General features: G+C 57.9%; 13 protein-coding genes and 1 pseudogene. 7 read left to right on the top strand and 7 right to left on the bottom strand.

Annotation, left to right across the window (positions count from 1 at the left end; translation table 11 throughout):
- Positions 1-124 precede the first annotated feature (124 nt).
- The 6 genes from hpaH to AC07OD_RS27005 are packed head-to-tail and all read left to right on the top strand — an operon-like array spanning position 125 to position 6,613.
- Positions 125-931: a 2-oxo-hept-4-ene-1,7-dioate hydratase gene (gene hpaH, locus AC07OD_RS26980; protein WP_494598456.1), complete on the top strand. Its 807-nt coding sequence runs from the start codon at positions 125-127 to the stop codon at positions 929-931.
- A complete protein-coding gene (gene hpaI, locus AC07OD_RS26985; RefSeq protein ID WP_494598457.1) occupies positions 928-1,737 on the top strand; it encodes a 4-hydroxy-2-oxoheptanedioate aldolase in 810 nt (269 codons plus the stop codon). The genes hpaH and hpaI overlap by 4 nt, the downstream gene beginning before the upstream one ends.
- Positions 1,727-3,136 carry an FAD-binding oxidoreductase gene (locus tag AC07OD_RS26990; RefSeq protein ID WP_494598458.1) on the top strand — a complete coding sequence of 470 codons (1,410 nt, stop codon included), beginning with the start codon at positions 1,727-1,729 and terminating at the stop codon, positions 3,134-3,136. The genes hpaI and AC07OD_RS26990 overlap by 11 nt, the downstream gene beginning before the upstream one ends.
- A gap of 34 nt (positions 3,137-3,170) precedes the next feature.
- Complete coding sequence (locus tag AC07OD_RS26995; RefSeq protein ID WP_494598459.1) at positions 3,171-4,646, top strand: aldehyde dehydrogenase family protein; 1,476 nt, start codon at positions 3,171-3,173, stop codon at positions 4,644-4,646.
- 33 nt (positions 4,647-4,679) lie between these two features.
- Positions 4,680-5,600: a DODA-type extradiol aromatic ring-opening family dioxygenase gene (locus AC07OD_RS27000; protein ID WP_494598460.1), complete on the top strand. Its 921-nt coding sequence runs from the start codon at positions 4,680-4,682 to the stop codon at positions 5,598-5,600.
- Positions 5,601-5,635: 35 nt separating this feature from the next.
- Positions 5,636-6,613, top strand: a complete 978-nt coding sequence (locus tag AC07OD_RS27005) for a fumarylacetoacetate hydrolase family protein (RefSeq protein ID WP_494598461.1) — start codon at positions 5,636-5,638, stop codon at positions 6,611-6,613.
- Here the strand turns inward: AC07OD_RS27005 and AC07OD_RS27010 are convergent.
- The 3 genes and pseudogenes from AC07OD_RS27010 to AC07OD_RS27020 form a co-directional block, all read right to left on the bottom strand.
- Positions 6,600-6,860, bottom strand: a pseudogene (locus AC07OD_RS27010) (IS3 family transposase); the annotation flags it as partial. The gene AC07OD_RS27005 and the pseudogene AC07OD_RS27010 sit on opposite strands and share 14 nt — an antisense overlap.
- A gap of 358 nt (positions 6,861-7,218) precedes the next feature.
- Positions 7,219-7,338 (bottom strand): antitoxin Xre/MbcA/ParS toxin-binding domain-containing protein, encoded by a 120-nt coding sequence (locus AC07OD_RS27015; RefSeq protein ID WP_494598462.1) that lies wholly within the window; start codon positions 7,336-7,338, stop codon positions 7,219-7,221.
- Positions 7,339-7,394: 56 nt separating this feature from the next.
- Positions 7,395-8,432, bottom strand: a complete 1,038-nt coding sequence (locus tag AC07OD_RS27020) for an isopenicillin N synthase family dioxygenase (protein WP_494598463.1) — start codon at positions 8,430-8,432, stop codon at positions 7,395-7,397.
- 198 nt (positions 8,433-8,630) lie between these two features.
- Between AC07OD_RS27020 and AC07OD_RS27025 the strand changes: the two genes are divergently transcribed.
- A complete protein-coding gene (locus AC07OD_RS27025) occupies positions 8,631-9,128 on the top strand; it encodes a MarR family winged helix-turn-helix transcriptional regulator (RefSeq protein ID WP_494598464.1) in 498 nt (165 codons plus the stop codon).
- Positions 9,129-9,540: 412 nt separating this feature from the next.
- On the opposite strand, the gene AC07OD_RS27030 is transcribed toward AC07OD_RS27025, so the two are convergent.
- The 4 genes from AC07OD_RS27030 to AC07OD_RS27045 form a co-directional block, all read right to left on the bottom strand.
- A complete protein-coding gene (locus AC07OD_RS27030; RefSeq protein ID WP_494598465.1) occupies positions 9,541-10,470 on the bottom strand; it encodes a LysR family transcriptional regulator in 930 nt (309 codons plus the stop codon).
- Positions 10,471-10,644: 174 nt separating this feature from the next.
- The gene (locus AC07OD_RS27035) at positions 10,645-11,421 is read right to left on the bottom strand and encodes a hypothetical protein (protein WP_494598466.1); all 777 of its coding nucleotides are present in this window, start codon (positions 11,419-11,421) and stop codon (positions 10,645-10,647) included.
- Positions 11,422-12,010: 589 nt separating this feature from the next.
- Positions 12,011-12,862: an acid phosphatase gene (locus AC07OD_RS27040; protein WP_494598467.1), complete on the bottom strand. Its 852-nt coding sequence runs from the start codon at positions 12,860-12,862 to the stop codon at positions 12,011-12,013.
- 85 nt (positions 12,863-12,947) lie between these two features.
- Entirely contained in the window at positions 12,948-14,534 is a 1,587-nt protein-coding gene (locus tag AC07OD_RS27045; protein ID WP_494598468.1) for a methyl-accepting chemotaxis protein, read from the bottom strand.
- Between the last annotated feature and the right edge of the window lie 257 nt (positions 14,535-14,791).

Below are 14,791 nucleotides of genomic sequence, written 5' to 3' on the forward strand. Positions count from 1 at the left end.
TCTTGCAGTAGGCCATATCAATTAGAAACTTTTGCTTATTAATTGCCCAATATTTGTCAATTGTCAACGGAAGTTGAGAGAAAGATACTCGCGGCCAATCACAAGCACTTATCAGGCGCACACCGTGAATCTCAGTCCCGAACTGCATGCCTCGCTGGCCCATCGGTTGCACGATTCGCAGCGCACACGCGTCCAGATCGAACAGTTCTCCCTTCTTCACCCAAACATGGACATCGAAGACAGCTACGCCATTCAGAGTGCTTGGATGGAGCTGTGCAAACAAAATGGTCGCAAGGTCATCGGTCACAAGATCGGGTTGACATCCCGCGCCATGCAGATGTCGTCGCAGATCACGGAACCCGACTATGGGACGCTGCTCGACGACATGCTTGTCGCCGATGGATCAGAAATCGCGACCAGCCGGTTCATCCTACCCCGCCTTGAGGTGGAGTTCGCGTTCATCCTGTCCAAACCCCTCAAAGGGCCTGGCATCACGATGTTCGACGTTCTCAATGCGACCGACTATGTGGTCCCTGCGTTGGAGTTGATCGACGCGCGCATTGAGCAGTTTGACCGGCACACTCGCGCGCCACGGAAGGTGTTGGACACGATTGCGGACAATGCCGCCAATGGTGCAATCATCTTGGGTGGCCGCCCCATGCGTCCAAACGAGGTGGACTGGCGTTGGGCGGGCGCCCTGCTATTCAAGAACGGGGTGATCGAGGAGTCGGGTCTCGGTGCTGCAGTGCTCAATCACCCAGCCAATGGAGTCGCATGGCTCGCCAACCGACTCGCGCCCTACGGCCAATCTCTGGCAGCTGGGGAAATCGTTCTGGGTGGCTCCTTCACGCGTCCCGTCTCATGCGCCGCAGGCGACGTGTTTCATGCGGACTACGGCATCCTGGGATCGATATCGGCGAGGTTTGCATGAGCCAGACCCCTCGCAATACGTTCAAGGATGCGCTCCAAGCCGGACGCCAACTTGCAGGACTGTGGCTGGGTCTTGCTGATCCGTATTCCTCGGAGGTTTGTGCGGGACTTGGCTATGACTGGCTATTGATAGATGGAGAGCACGGGCCGAACGACCTACGCTCTATGCTGGGAGCGCTACAGGCAATTGCCCCCTACGACACCGAAGCTGTCATTCGCATACCGCACGGTGATCCCGCCCTCATCAAGCAGGTTCTCGAAATTGGAGCTCGTACCCTGTTGATTCCGATGGTGGATTCTGCAGAGGCAGCCCGTGCGCTGGCCGAGGCAATGCGATATCCACCGCAGGGAATCCGCGGAGTGGGTAGCGGCCTAGCCCGGTCCTCCCGCTGGAGTCGGTATCCAAACTACTTGCAAGAAGCCAATGATCGGGTCTGCCTCCTAGTTCAGGTTGAGACAGCTGAAAGCCTGACCCGTCTAAACGCAATCGCGCAGGTCGAGGGTGTGGATGGGGTGTTCATAGGGCCCGCTGATCTTTCAGCGTCCATGGGCTACCTGGGCCAGCCTGCGCACTCCGACGTGAAGGCTGCGATCGAAAAGGCCATCCGGACCATCCGCTTGCACGGCAAGGCCGCAGGAATTCTGTGTACGGACGAGGCCCTGGCACGTCACTACACATCAGTTGGCGCGCAGTTCGTCGCGATCGGAGTAGACACGGCGCTTCTATCGCAATCCGCTCGTGCTTTGCTGCAACGCTACCGCAACGACGTTTCATCACCAAGTGCCGAGGAACGCAATGGGTACTGAACTGCACCAGGCCCTACGTGTCGCTTTTGCGGGGCGCCTCTTCACTGAATCTGAAGAGATGAAGCCTTTCCTCACAGACTGGCGCGGCAAGTGGACTGGCACTGCGCGGGCGGTGGTGCAGCCAGACAGTCCCCAAGATGTGGTGCAAGTGATGCGGTGGTGCCATGAGCATCGAATTCCGGTTGTCCCTCAGGGCGGCAACACGGGACTATCGGGTGGGGCCACGCCCGATGTGTCAGGCCGCTCTGTCGTTCTTTCGCTGTCGCGGCTTCAACGTGTCCGCTCTGTCGACCTTCAGAACAACACGATCACCGTGGATGCGGGCATCACACTCCTGGCTCTCCAGGAGGCAGCCCAGGCGGCGGGCCGCATATTTCCATTGAGCCTGGCAGCAGAGGGGAGCTGCTCCATAGGCGGCAACCTTGCCAGCAATGCAGGGGGAGTTCAGGTGCTGCGCTATGGCAACGCGCGAGAGCTGTGCCTGGGGGTGGAGGTCGTGACGGCCGAAGGTGAGCTCTGGGATGGCCTGCGTGGTCTTCGCAAGGACAACACAGGCTATGACCTGCGCGATTTGTACATCGGCAGCGAAGGCACGCTTGGCATCATCACTGGAGCGACACTGAAGCTCTTTCCTCAGCCACGATCTCAGGTCGTCGCATGCGTGGCTGTGCCAGCGCCCGCCCAAGCGGTCGAGCTACTCTCCTTTGCTCAGTCGCATTTGGGCTCTGCTCTCACAGCCTTCGAGCTGATGAGCGACACCTGCCTTCAACTGGTCGAGAGGCACATTCCAGGAAGCCACATTCCATTTGGCGAGCGCAGTCCATGGTACGTGCTGATCGAGCTATCTGGCGAACAGGATGACGGGCAATCGACTTCCAACCTGGAGTCACTGCTGGAGGCTGCGCTCGAAAAGTCTTTGATCACAGACGCCGCCCTGTCGTCCAACTTGGCGCAGTTTCAAGCCTTGTGGGCATTGCGCGAGAACATTTCTGAGGCGCAAGGTGCTGAAGGCAAGACCATCAAACACGACATCTCGCTACCTGCTTCGCGGATTGCCGAGTTCATTCAAGCAACCGATGCGGCTATCACGGCGCGCTCCGATTTGGTCCGTCTAGTAGTCTTTGGCCATCTCGGCGACGGGAATTTGCACTACAACCTCTCTCCCGCCCAGAGTGCCTCCACTGCGGAGTTTCTGGCGCTTGAACTTGCAATGAATTTATTGGTTCATGACGCGGTGCATGCGCGTGGAGGTTCCATCTCTGCAGAGCACGGGCTCGGCGTGCTCCGGCGCGATGAGTCCGCTCGCTACAAGTCACCAGTGGAGCTTGACCTGATGCGCCGCATCAAGAACGCGCTCGATCCACTAGGCTTGCTCAACCCCGGAAAGTTGCTGCCTTGATCACCTTTTTCTCCAAAAATCGATGGGAACCCGAATGAGTAGCGTACCTGTTGAAGTGGCCGGCATACAAGTGTCTCCGGAGCACTACATCGACGGCCAGAGGATCTCCTCTGGCGAGACCTTTGAGCTACATAGCCCGATCGACCAGCGCCTGCTAGGGCACATTTCGGAAGGGCTTCCCGAAAACGTGGACCAGGCTATTCATGCAGCGCAACGCGCGTTTCCGGCTTGGGCTGCTCTGGGGGCCGAAGGACGTAAGCCCTATCTTGACCGTTTCGCGGAGGAGATCGGCAAGCGGGCGGACGCCTTGTGTCAATTGGAGAGCAACGATGCAGGGGTGCTACTCTCGCGAATGCGCCACGGTGTGGTTCCCCGCGCCATGCTGAACATTCGCTGGTTTGCAGAACATGCACTCGGATTGCAGGGCCGCACGCTGGAAACAGAACAAGCCACCCACCTGGTTCGGCACGATCCCGCGGGCGTGGTCGCCATCATCACCCCGTGGAACGCTCCGCTCATGCTGGCCACTTGGAAGCTGGGCCCCGCGCTGGCCTCGGGAAATACCTGCGTTCTCAAGCCGCCTGAGTGGGCGCCGTTGACCTGTTCACTGCTGGCAGATGCTGCCCATGCGTCAGGGTTGCCGGCCGGCGTGTTCAATGTCGTTCAGGGAACTGGCGCAAAGACCGGCGCTAAGCTGGTCAGCGATCCACGCCTGGCTCGGATCTCATTCACGGGATCCGTATCCACCGCGAAGTGGATCGCTGGAGCAGCTGGCGCGAACCTGGTGCCTTGCAGCTTTGAGTTGGGGGGCAAGAGCGCCTTTATCGTCCTGGAGGACGCAGACATCGATAGTGCCGCCGCAACCGGTGCGCTGATGTACCGAAATGCCGGCCAAGTGTGTTTGGCGAGTACACGATTCCTAGTGCATCAAAAGATCGCTGACCGCTACATCGAGGCGCTGCGCGGTTATGTAGAGAAGCTCAACATTGGCGACCCGCGAGACGAAGCAACTGAAGTAGGTCCTCTGATTCATCTTCGGCAGTTGGAACGTGTGGAGGCCTTTGTAGGCCGAGCGGTGTCCCAAGGAGCGCGACTGCTGTGGGGGGGCAGCCGCCATCCCTTCGGCGCTCAATTTTACTCGCCCACCATGTTGACCGATCTGCGCCAGGGTGACGAGATCGTGCAGAACGAGGTGTTTGGCCCGGTGCTGACGCTACAGACATTCAAGACCGACGATGAGGCCATCGAACTGGCAAACGGAACAGACTATGGCCTTGGTGGTGTCTGCTACGGCGAACAAGTGCATGCCGTCGCCGTAGCCGAACGGGTCAGGACTGGGTTCATCTGGGTAAACAGTTTCGGCATCCGTGATCTCGCTGCGCCATTTGGTGGCATCAAGCGCTCAGGTATCGGTCGCGAAGGCGGCGAATGGAGCTTTGAGTTCTTCTGTGACGTGAAAGACGTCGTAGTACCAAAAAGGCCTTTCAAGGCCAGTTTCAGCCACCGCTAAGCCCCACTATCAAACGACACAAAGGTTTCCCCTATGGGCCAAATCCTCGGCGCTGCCATTGTTTCCCACCACCCCGGCCTGATGCAGTGTGAAGAGTTTCGTGTGCTGCAAGGTGCGGGTTCGGACTCCGACCTCATCTCAGGGTATGCGCGACTTCGGGAACGAATCAAGGCTGTCAAGCCCGACGCCGTCCTGATCTTCGATTCGCACTGGTTCACCACCGGCTACCACCTCGTCGACGGCGGCGAAAGGTTCGAGGGGAGCTACATCTCGGACGAAATGCCCTGGTATCTCAATGGCGTCCCCTACAGCTATCTTGGTTGTCCCGAATTGGCCGTGCAGGTTGAAGCTGTTTCTCGGGAACGTAGGGGCTACGTGCGCAACATCCGCCACCCCGATCTGGGCAAGCAGTACGCCACGATCAATCTCGTCAAACACTTGCACCTGGAGCTGAGCCGCACGCCAGTGCTGACAGTCAGTTCGTGCCAGAACTGCGAATGGCCGCAGTTTCTTCAATCTGGGGAAGATATCGGTGAGGCGATTCGCCGCAGTGACCTCAATGTCCTGCTGCTCGCGTCGGGTGCTCTAAGCCACAAATTCAATGGCATTGACTGGCGCCCGAACCACCCGCGCATCTTCCATGAAAGCAATGTATCTCGCCCCGAAAACATCGAAAGCGACAAGGCTGCGATTGAACTCATGCGCCAAGGTCGCCACGACGAGATCCTCGCCCGTTGGAACGAGGACTATCGCCGCAAGCCATGGGAGGCGTTTGGTGCCCACTACCTGCAGATGCTTGGTGCGCTCGGTGGCGCGGCTTGCCAGGCCAAGGGTGAACCGCTGTCGGCTTATGAAAACGCTCGCGGCACAGGAAATATCCATGTCTGGTTCGATACCCAGACTCACGCGAGTCGCAACGGTGCGAATGCAGTGGGTCAGCTCACTACTGCTTGAGGCTGCCGTTCCCTCTCCACTAGACAGAGAAACCTATGAATTTTGAGTTTCCTATTGCAGAGCTGCCCCTCGTCATGCGTGGGCCTCGAATTGAACGCCGTCGCGTGCTTGTGGGCGGGAGCGCTTTTTGGGGAACGATGGTCGAGGATGGCGCTGGCGCAGACCGCCTTCGGCTTGACGATGGCCGAGTACTGGATACCCATGGATTGAACTACCTGCCTCCGGTCGAACCTAGCAAGATCATTGCCGTCCATATTTCATACAGTTCCCGCAGCTACGAGACTCGCCAAAAGCCCAGGCCGACCGAATCGCCGACGTATTTCACCAAGCCGCCGACGTCGCTCAATGGTCATGGCGGGCAGATCCTCAAGCCAGCCGATTGCCAGTACCTCAACTATGAGGGCGAGTATGCCGTGGTGATCAGTAGGACCTGTCGCAATGTCACCCCCCACGAGGCGTGGGACTACATCGAGGGGTTCTGTCCAGCGCTCGATATGGGACTGCAGAACTTCCGTGATACCGACCAGGGATCGATGCTGCGTGTGAAGGGCGCCGATACGCTCTTGCCCATTGGCCCTGGCCTGGTTCGCGGTGTGGATCTATTCCAACAAACTCTGCGGACGTATGTCAACGGCCGGGTCGTGCAGGAAGCCCATATCGGTGAAGAGACCATCTGGGGCCCTCACTATGTGATTGCAGATTTGGCGCGCCACATCACGCTGGTCGCTGGCGACGTGATCCTAATGGGAACGCCCTGCCACTCGCGATCAGTAGACCCCGGTGATTTCGTTGAGTGCGAGATCACGGGCGTCGGCCGAGTCGCGGGAGTCGTTGTGGAAATTCCGGCTCCACGCGCCAGTGAACTGGGCGTTGGGCATCTGCCAACCGATTCGGCGGAGGTCCGGCGCGTAGCCCTCGGGTTCGACGAGCGCGTCCCCGACCGTTTCAAGCGGAACCTTGCAGACGCCAGGCAAAGCAAGATGAGTCGCCCCCGCCTCCCTAGACACTTTTGAGCCGTTGGAAATGGCGTCGCTCGAACTCTACGGGCGACAAGTCGCCAGCGGTGTTGTGGCGACGCCTGGAGTTATAGAACATCTCGATGTATTTGAAGACATCGACCCTGGCCTCATCGCGCGTCGAATAGATCTGTCGGCGAATGCGCTCTCGCTTGAGCAACTGCAAGAAGCTCTCTGCGACTGCGTTGTCATGGCAGTTGCCACGCCGGCTCATGTTGCTCACCAGGTTGTGGTCGCGCAGGAACCCACCGCTTGCTGCACAGGTCTGGCTGCTCAAGTACGCGCCTCAGCGGGTGTTCTTATGATTGGCGTCTGGTGGCGATGCAGCATGAAGAACGGCGGCCCTGTTTCGCGTCATGCCTGAAGTCCTCTGTCACAGGTAGGGACATTTAGCCGCTGCGTTTGCCCACGTTCAAAAGCTATCCTATTAAGTCCCACGCAAACCTAACCCTTCTGGGGATTTGTGGTCCACTTCTGCGTGGAAATCAACAAGCTGGCCGTCGGACGGCATACAGTGCCAGCGCCCGATTTTGAGCGCCGATACATAGGCAAGTGCGGTGGGTGTGCAACCTTTTTTGCAGCCAACGCGCCAGACTGAGTGCTCAAACGTCATCACCATATTCGATGGCGTTCAGGCTCTGGCGAGCCTTTGCACCGCCGATTTCGTTGCTGGCGTACTCCATCGGGCTCTTACCATCAAGCATGTCACACGGCTTCGTCATGCCCGACTGTCATGAACATTCCCGAGCGTTGGCCGCACCTTCCCATGGAAGCTGCTTCACGCCTTTTTCTCGGCATATCCGAAATTCCGAGAAGCGTATCGCGCATAGAGATCCGCGAATGTCTGATCTGCATATTTCTTGGGAAATTCTTCGCTGCAGCAGGTCGGCACGCACGAGATGAGAGCATCAAGACTCGGGTACAGAAAGAAGATGGCCGAATAGCGCTCCTCCTTAGTGGATGCCAGTACGCGATGTGGAGTGGCGATGAACTGGTCGTTGGACCAAGTGCGCAAGGCATCTCCAGTGTTCACCAGAATGCCGCCTTCCACGATCGGCTGGTCTATCCATGTCCCTGCTGCTGTCAGGATTTGCAGGCCAGGTGCTGTAGCCGGAGGAATCAGCGTAAGAAAGCTAAGATCCGTGTGCCCGGGTAGCCCGAACTGGTTCTCATCCGGCTTGACCACGGGGTAGTACGCGCTGCGCATCACCGAGTCGGCTTTGCTGAATGGCTCGTCAAAGAAGTCCGGAGACTGGCCCAGCGCGACCGCCACCGGTGCGAGAAGGCGTTTCGCAAGCTCGTTGAACTCTGCGTGGTAGCGCAAGAACGCTTGCTTTTCTTCTTCAGGCAGAACTTCAGGCCATTGGTTGTATCCTCGAAAACGCTTTCCACCCCGAAAATCGGGATCGGTTGGATCGAGTTCCGGGCCAAATTTGAATGCTTCCGTAGCTTGCGGTTTCACCACCTTGTCAAAGCTGTCGCCATGGATGGCGACATTTTGAGCCTGCCAACCCGACTGGTGCTCATTCATGCGCACCTTGGTTTTTTCGGATGCGGGCAGCGTGAAGAACCTTTCCATCGCCTTGAACACACGGTCCACCGTAGCCTGAGATGCACCGTGATTGACGATGTAAAAAAACCCGATCTCGGTACAGGCCTTGCGGATCTGCTGCGCGACGTCCTCAAGGGCTCCTGGTGCGCCCCCGAGGTAGGGGCCCACGTCAACAATGGGGATTTCCTCTGTGATGGCCTGCGAATGCTGGCCACCGACATTGACAGAAGCCACTTCCTGCCGGCGAAAAGTAATGTTAGTCATCTGCGTCCTTTCATAGAAATGCAAGAATGTATGATTACTTAACGTTGAAATATTTAACACTCATACAAATACTCTTGTGGTGGGCATCCGCCCGTGATATCGATAACGGGGAGCGTGGGAAACTGAGAGCGCAAGTGAGCCCGCACACAGGCTTGTCACCATCACATCACACAGGCATCAGAACAGCAGCGAACAACTATGACCAAAGACAGTATCGACGTCATCGTCGACCAATGGCACAAAGAGCTTCCAAACCTTCAGGTGTGGCCCACGGGCCTGATTGGCCGCCTGGTAAAAATCGGCGCCCAAATGCGCAAAAGCACTGATGAGCTGCTTGCTCCACTGGAGCTGACGTGGGAGACCTTCGAGCTCATTGCCGCGCTGCGACGCAGTGGATTTCCCTATTGCCTCAACGCGACTGCCTTGCAGGGCATGGTGCTGATCACCTCTGGGGCCATCACCAATCGGATTGATCGAGCGGAAGTGGTGGGCCTTATTGCTCGTTCGCGCAGTGACAAGGATCGAAGGGCAGTCCTGGTGACGCTGACACCGAAAGGCGTTGAGGTTGCCGAGAAGGCAATGAATCTCTACTCCGCCCACTTTGCCAGCTTGTTCGACTACATGGATGGCCACACACGCACAGAGCTAGCGGACAGCCTTCGCTCGATTCTGCAAAAGCTAGAAGACGCCGAGTGACTTGTCCAGCTTGCGGAGGCCGGTGTCGCTCGCGCTAGTTGCGGGCCCCCGTGCCGAGACACGCCGAGCCGAGGGCACTTGCAGAGACGGTGATTTCTTGCATTTCTATTGCCCCAAAGGAAATTGATGTGCAGAGCATCAACCCCGCACGCATCGCCAGTTGCTCAAAAATGCTCACTCGTTAAGTGCCGTGCAGAAAGCACATGGGAGCATGTCGAATGCGCTAGGAAGCCCCAGGAACACATTCTTGCTTGAACTCATAGCGATGGAAAAGGCCACCTTGCCCATCCATACCAGTCGATTTTCGGAATCTCCCCGCATCGCCCCATGTTTGCGGAAGATGCGCCATGCGGTAGCGAAATGCTGGCGATGCCTTGCCGGACACCGATCGATACCTATGATTTGTCGACCTCTAGCCCCATTCACGTCGAACAGTCTGCACGAAGTTCCTCAATCTTGGGGGGTAGGCAGTGGCAAATGGATAGGTAATGTGAACTGGCAAGGTGTCAGCCTCCCAGGCCGGTACCAGCCGAACAAGCCTTCCTGCGGCAATGTCTGAATCCACCAGCCAGGCCGACGCAATACAAGCCCCGAGCCCCATGGACGCCGCCGTCCGCAAAGCGTACAAGCTGTCGGTAACCATGCGCGGACGAATAGACACGTTTTTCTTTTCGCGTGTTGCGGTGTTGGTTAAACGGATGCTATTTCGATAGTACGTACCGAGTGCCAGCCATGGCAGGCTGGTAAGCTGTTCCAAGGTCTGAGGCATACCCGCAGCCAGCAACGATGGACTTGCAACGACTACGCGCGCAATCTCCGAGATCTTGATGGCGACTAGGTTGGGCTTGTCGACATCCCCCACCTGAATAGCGCAGTCAATCCCCGTGGCGACAAAATCGGGCTCGCGGTCACTGAGAATCCATTCGACGTTGACTTTGGGAGACGCAGCGACATATGCCGCCAACGGCTTGACAAGAATATCCTGTCCGAGTGCGTGCGGCACGAGAACTCTCAGCGTCCCGGTTGGCTCCGCATTTCCCAGATCCTCCTGAAGTACTTGCCACCCTCTGATCAGTCCCTTGGCCTGGTGGAGGCAACGCTCCCCCTCCTCCGTCAGCCGAAGCGAATGGGTTGAGCGATACACCAAGCGGACACCTAAAATCTTTTCGAGAGCCTGCAGGCGCCTGCTCACAGTCGGCTGCGTCGTGTTGAGCTGCATCGCAGCGGCTGACAGGCTACCGGCCGCAGCAATCTGCACAAACGTACCCATCAGTTCGATGCGATCGGGACCAGATCGACCGTCAATTCCGGCCTGGCCCACAAGGGGAAGACTGTCGTCCATCGCTGGTATGTGTTTGGCGTTTAGCTGGATTCGGAGGCATGCTCACGCCATATCGACGCTGCTGATCGGGAGGTCGATTGGCACGAGAGGCCGGATCATCTTGCTTGGCGGTCCGCAGATCCGAGGCCGCCATGGCTGAAGTATGGACCTTGTCCACCTACCTGTATCGCTCTTCTACGACCCTCGAATGTGCAGAAACCAGCGCGACCATTCGCAGGCAAGGTGGAATTGATGTTCGCGGATCATTTTTCTAGGAGTCGCCGAAGGAAACTCTACCATCAGGCGCGCATGAAGACCGCCTTCGGTATCGCGGAACTGGTGCCTCACGCCGCCAGCGATGGTTCCGTCCTTCAATCGAGCAGTACCCACGGATTCGTGAGCGCACCCGGCTGTCGGTTCGGTCTTGAGTCCCGTGGCATCGTTGAATCGAATGAATATCTGGATGGGCATGGGCGACCCACCCGTCGTTTCAATGACTTCGAGCTGGTTGTTTCGGGCCTCAAGGACATAGTGGTCCGGGCATGCCCCCAAGTTAGCCCGGTCGCTCTCCGGTGTATCCAGGCACATCAGGTCGTCGATACGTTCAGCCACAGTACGCGCATCGAGATCTGCGACGATGATTTCAGTGACGCATTGCTTGCGCCAGCCGAAAGAAATCCATGAGACCAGCTTCGTCGTCATTGCCGTGAGACTGGTCAGGTTGGTGAGTTCGGCACGAAGTCGTGTACGACCTATTTCCGATTTGGCGCGGATGCACTCTTCCCGCAGGGTTGCCAGATCAGCGGTGTGGATGTCACTGCGAAGTCGAACCTTGAAGCGTCTTGTCAAAAAGCCCAGCACCGCTTTCGTGCGTGCAAGTTCCCAGGCCGCGACCTCCTCGCTTGGGATGTGGACCTTGTCAATGAAGACCTTCAACGACTTCGCCTCCGAACCAAACGTAGTCTGCGGCATGCGGTCCTCTTGTGTAACGAGTGTTCTTAATGGGGTGACGCACGACAGAAGTCGCCCCGGCGGCGCCTGTCACAGGCCTGCTCAACACCACGGGCAGGCTGTCTCAACTCTTGGACAACAGCATGCTGGTAAAGCAATGCAACATAACTGTACAGTTGAACTATTTTATCAAGCGAAAAAAGCTCTTTGCAATCTTTAAGCTGGAAGAAACATAGAGACCTACAACAACTTCATAATTGTATTGATGAACATTCAAGGCGGCTATCCGACTGCCTTGCAACCACAAAGCTTGGCCAGTCGAGCCGCTGTGGGGCACGTCCGTGAGCAGCATCTTGCATGCTGCAGAAGCGTTGTTTACCGAGAACGGCCATCACTGTCTTGCGGAGCTTGTACGGGCGTTGCCAACTATGAAGGAGATGAGTCGGAACTTGAGAGTCCGGCCTCCTTTGCGCAGCAATGCAGCGCCAGCATTCGTCGTCCCGACTCCTTGCTGCCCACCGGCACCATGGAGACGCGGGCCTCGGCAACAGGCTGCTCACAAGCACACAGCAGCTTCAAATTTGTCTCGTGGCCAAGGCGACAGACCCTTTCAGGGCGCAATAGCGGCCGATGATTCAAGAGAGGCCTTTTCCGCAGCACAGTTGGCATGTGGCATATTTTCCGGCAACGCACGGGCTCTTGCCACCTCAGTCTTCGCCGCAGCCATCTGCGCCACAAAGATGGCGTTTCCATGGAGCCGGCTGACGGTGGCCGCGCCAATCAAGCGCCCCGCCTCTATATCGCTACGCCAGTGCACACCGCAGATTCCGCGGCTCTGAGCAAAAGCGCGACCACGTTGAAGCAATGCATCCGTCCGATCAGGCGCAACTTCCGAGAGCACCAGCGCCCACGCCCAGCCCAGCGCAGAATGCCCTGAAGGGTAGGAACCGTCCTTTGCGAGATAGGCCTCTTCACTGGGTGTACAAGTAGGCGCCTCCAACGCCACGAAAGGTCGCGTGCGCTGGTATTTGTTCTTGGCTTTGTAGGTGGCCCCACCTGCATCGGCGAGGGTTCTTCTCAGCAGCATGTTCACATGCGGCGTGCCCTCCTCGGAAATCCTCACACCCAGCGCGCATGCGAAGACCTCTGCAGCCTGTGGAAAATGCAGATTGGCATCTCGAGTCGCCAGCGCTCCGCGCGGAGATTCACGCAAAGCCGTCAAGCTGCGGAACGAGGCCACGTCGAGCGCCATCGCTGGCGAACCATCTTCTGGCGGAGGCGGAAGCAGCGCGAGACTGTCGGGCCACTCGGATGGCGCCAAGTAGCCTTTCAGATGGTCAGATCCAGGACGTGCTGCACCCACCTCAGACGGCGAAGTCGACGGCTTCTGAACTGGCGCTGTGGAACAGCCTCCTGCGAGCAATGCGGCCGCGAGAATGATCGGTGGGAACTTTGATTTCATGTTTTCTTCTCTGTGGAAGGTTCTTTGCAAGTTAGTGTTTCCTGAAAATCTTTTCGCTAGGCGCCTCGAACCCCGAAGCCCCTTGCTAGCCCACCACGCTCGCAGGAGCCTCTATAGCAATGCTTTGCTGCAGACGGAACTTGCGGACGGTTCGATTGAGGCCGTGCGCTTGGGATGTAAGGCTTTCAGCGGCCGCAGATGACTGCTCGACAAGTGCCGCATTCTGTTGAGTGCTTTGGTCGACGGACTCGACGACGCAGCAGACGCTTGCAATCTTTTCTGTCTGCTCCAGCATCTGCACGCGGACCAGATCGGAAGAGGTGGCTAAGTTCTGAATTTTCGACACAAGGGCCCGAGTCTCTTCTGATGCCCTGCGGACCGACACACTTCCCTGCTCAACCCGCGCCGACGCATCACCAATCAGCTTTGCGATCTCCTTGGAAGCTGCCAGAGCCCGGTGCGCCAAAGACCGGACCTCCGTGGCCACCACGGCGAAACCCCGACCGCTGTCGCCAGCGCGCGCCGCCTCCACGGCCGCATTCAGTGACAGCAGGTTGGTCTGGAATGCGATGTTGTCGATGACGCTGGTGATCGTGACGATCTTGGTGTTGGCCTGTGCAATCAGGCCCATGTCCCGCTCCACGTCCACCATGAGCTCCCCTCCGGCGAGTGCAGAGGCGGCGACCCTTGTGGCGTCAGTGCTGGCCTCTTGTGCCTGCCTCGCACTCGCCTCTATTGCCTCGCGCAAGAGGATCATCTGCCCATTTGCGCCTTGCAGATCACCGGACGCAGCTTCGGTTCTGACACCCAGATCCATGTTCCCAGCGGATATCTCGTTGGCCGCCACATGCATCATTTCTGCAGCCTCCTGCACAGAAGCAATGGCCGCCCCCAACTGAACCCGGACCGTCTCAAGATCCGCCATCAGTTCCGCCAGCTCATCGCGCCCTCGGGCGTCCGTTCCGGATGAGAGATCCCCGGCGGCCAAGCGCGCCGCAGTGTCCTTGATCATTCGGATCCGCCTGACGAGATCGCGCCCGATGAGAAGGCTCGTGATCGATCCGATGATCACCGCAATAGCCACGGCGATGCCGACCATCCATGTCCCACGCACCGTACTTCCGTTGCTGGTTTCGATGTCGCGGGCTATCTGGTCCTGCCTTTCCGACGCGAGCGCACTCGCCTTCTTCAGCAAGCTGTCATACGACTTCTGTGCATTCGAGACACTTGACGCGGCCTGGGGCAGGCCCGCGACCTTGATGCGCATCGCATCGTTGATCGCTCCCTGGTACTTGCGGAAGTCCTTGTCGATTTCTCGAATTGCCTCGACCTCATCCTGGGCTTCTTTCATCTGGAGCCTGGCATCGATCAACTCGCCAACGGCCTCCAGCCTCTTTCGCAAAGCCCTGTCGATTGCCTCGACAGCAGCGTCACCGTATCCCACCGCCTCGGTCGCCATCGATCGGTTGATGAGGCCGTTGATGTCACGCACGCCGGCCTGGACTTCCGTTGCGAACACGTAGCTAGGGAGCCGCTTGACCTGCAGATTGAGGACCGTCGAGTGCAACTCCTCATACACATGGAAAACCGTCAGAGCCGCCAAGCCCAATGACATCGCAAAGACGAACGGAACGATCGCCAGCTTCAGTCCTATCGAGAATTTTCTGGACATCGAGTCATTGCCTCATCAAGTTCTTGTCCTTCTGTCGCCGGTCACCAGGGACCGGGCAAGTCCTTTGCTCGGCAGCCTCGCGCCAACAGAAGTTCATTTATTTATTGTGTTGTACAAATATAAATTGCACACCAAGATCCGCTGGTGAGTGTTTTCCCTGAATTTTTGGTCATACCGTCTGCGTTGTTCCATCCAAACCATCCTCATCATGGGAGAAATTCTCTCTACTGGCTGGACCATTCAGCGGGGACCGCCCT

Source organism: Acidovorax sp. GW821-FHT10E03 (assembly GCF_059415205.1).

What these genes read in the sequence shown, in the direction of transcription:
- hpaI (WP_494598457.1), top strand. Translation starts at nt 928, where the DNA reads ATGAGCCAGACCCCTCGCAATACGTTCAAGGATGCGCTCCAAGCCGGA.
- AC07OD_RS27005 (WP_494598461.1), top strand. Translation starts at nt 5,636, where the DNA reads ATGAATTTTGAGTTTCCTATTGCAGAGCTGCCCCTCGTCATGCGTGGG.
- AC07OD_RS27025 (WP_494598464.1), top strand. Translation starts at nt 8,631, where the DNA reads ATGACCAAAGACAGTATCGACGTCATCGTCGACCAATGGCACAAAGAG.
- AC07OD_RS27015 (WP_494598462.1), bottom strand. Translation starts at nt 7,338, where the DNA reads ATGACGAAGCCGTGTGACATGCTTGATGGTAAGAGCCCGATGGAGTAC.
- AC07OD_RS27020 (WP_494598463.1), bottom strand. Translation starts at nt 8,432, where the DNA reads ATGACTAACATTACTTTTCGCCGGCAGGAAGTGGCTTCTGTCAATGTC.
- AC07OD_RS27040 (WP_494598467.1), bottom strand. Translation starts at nt 12,862, where the DNA reads ATGAAATCAAAGTTCCCACCGATCATTCTCGCGGCCGCATTGCTCGCA.
- AC07OD_RS27030 (WP_494598465.1), bottom strand. Translation starts at nt 10,470, where the DNA reads ATGGACGACAGTCTTCCCCTTGTGGGCCAGGCCGGAATTGACGGTCGA.
- AC07OD_RS26995 (WP_494598459.1), top strand. Translation starts at nt 3,171, where the DNA reads ATGAGTAGCGTACCTGTTGAAGTGGCCGGCATACAAGTGTCTCCGGAG.
- AC07OD_RS27035 (WP_494598466.1), bottom strand. Translation starts at nt 11,421, where the DNA reads ATGCCGCAGACTACGTTTGGTTCGGAGGCGAAGTCGTTGAAGGTCTTC.
- AC07OD_RS27000 (WP_494598460.1), top strand. Translation starts at nt 4,680, where the DNA reads ATGGGCCAAATCCTCGGCGCTGCCATTGTTTCCCACCACCCCGGCCTG.
- AC07OD_RS26990 (WP_494598458.1), top strand. Translation starts at nt 1,727, where the DNA reads ATGGGTACTGAACTGCACCAGGCCCTACGTGTCGCTTTTGCGGGGCGC.
- AC07OD_RS27045 (WP_494598468.1), bottom strand. Translation starts at nt 14,534, where the DNA reads ATGTCCAGAAAATTCTCGATAGGACTGAAGCTGGCGATCGTTCCGTTC.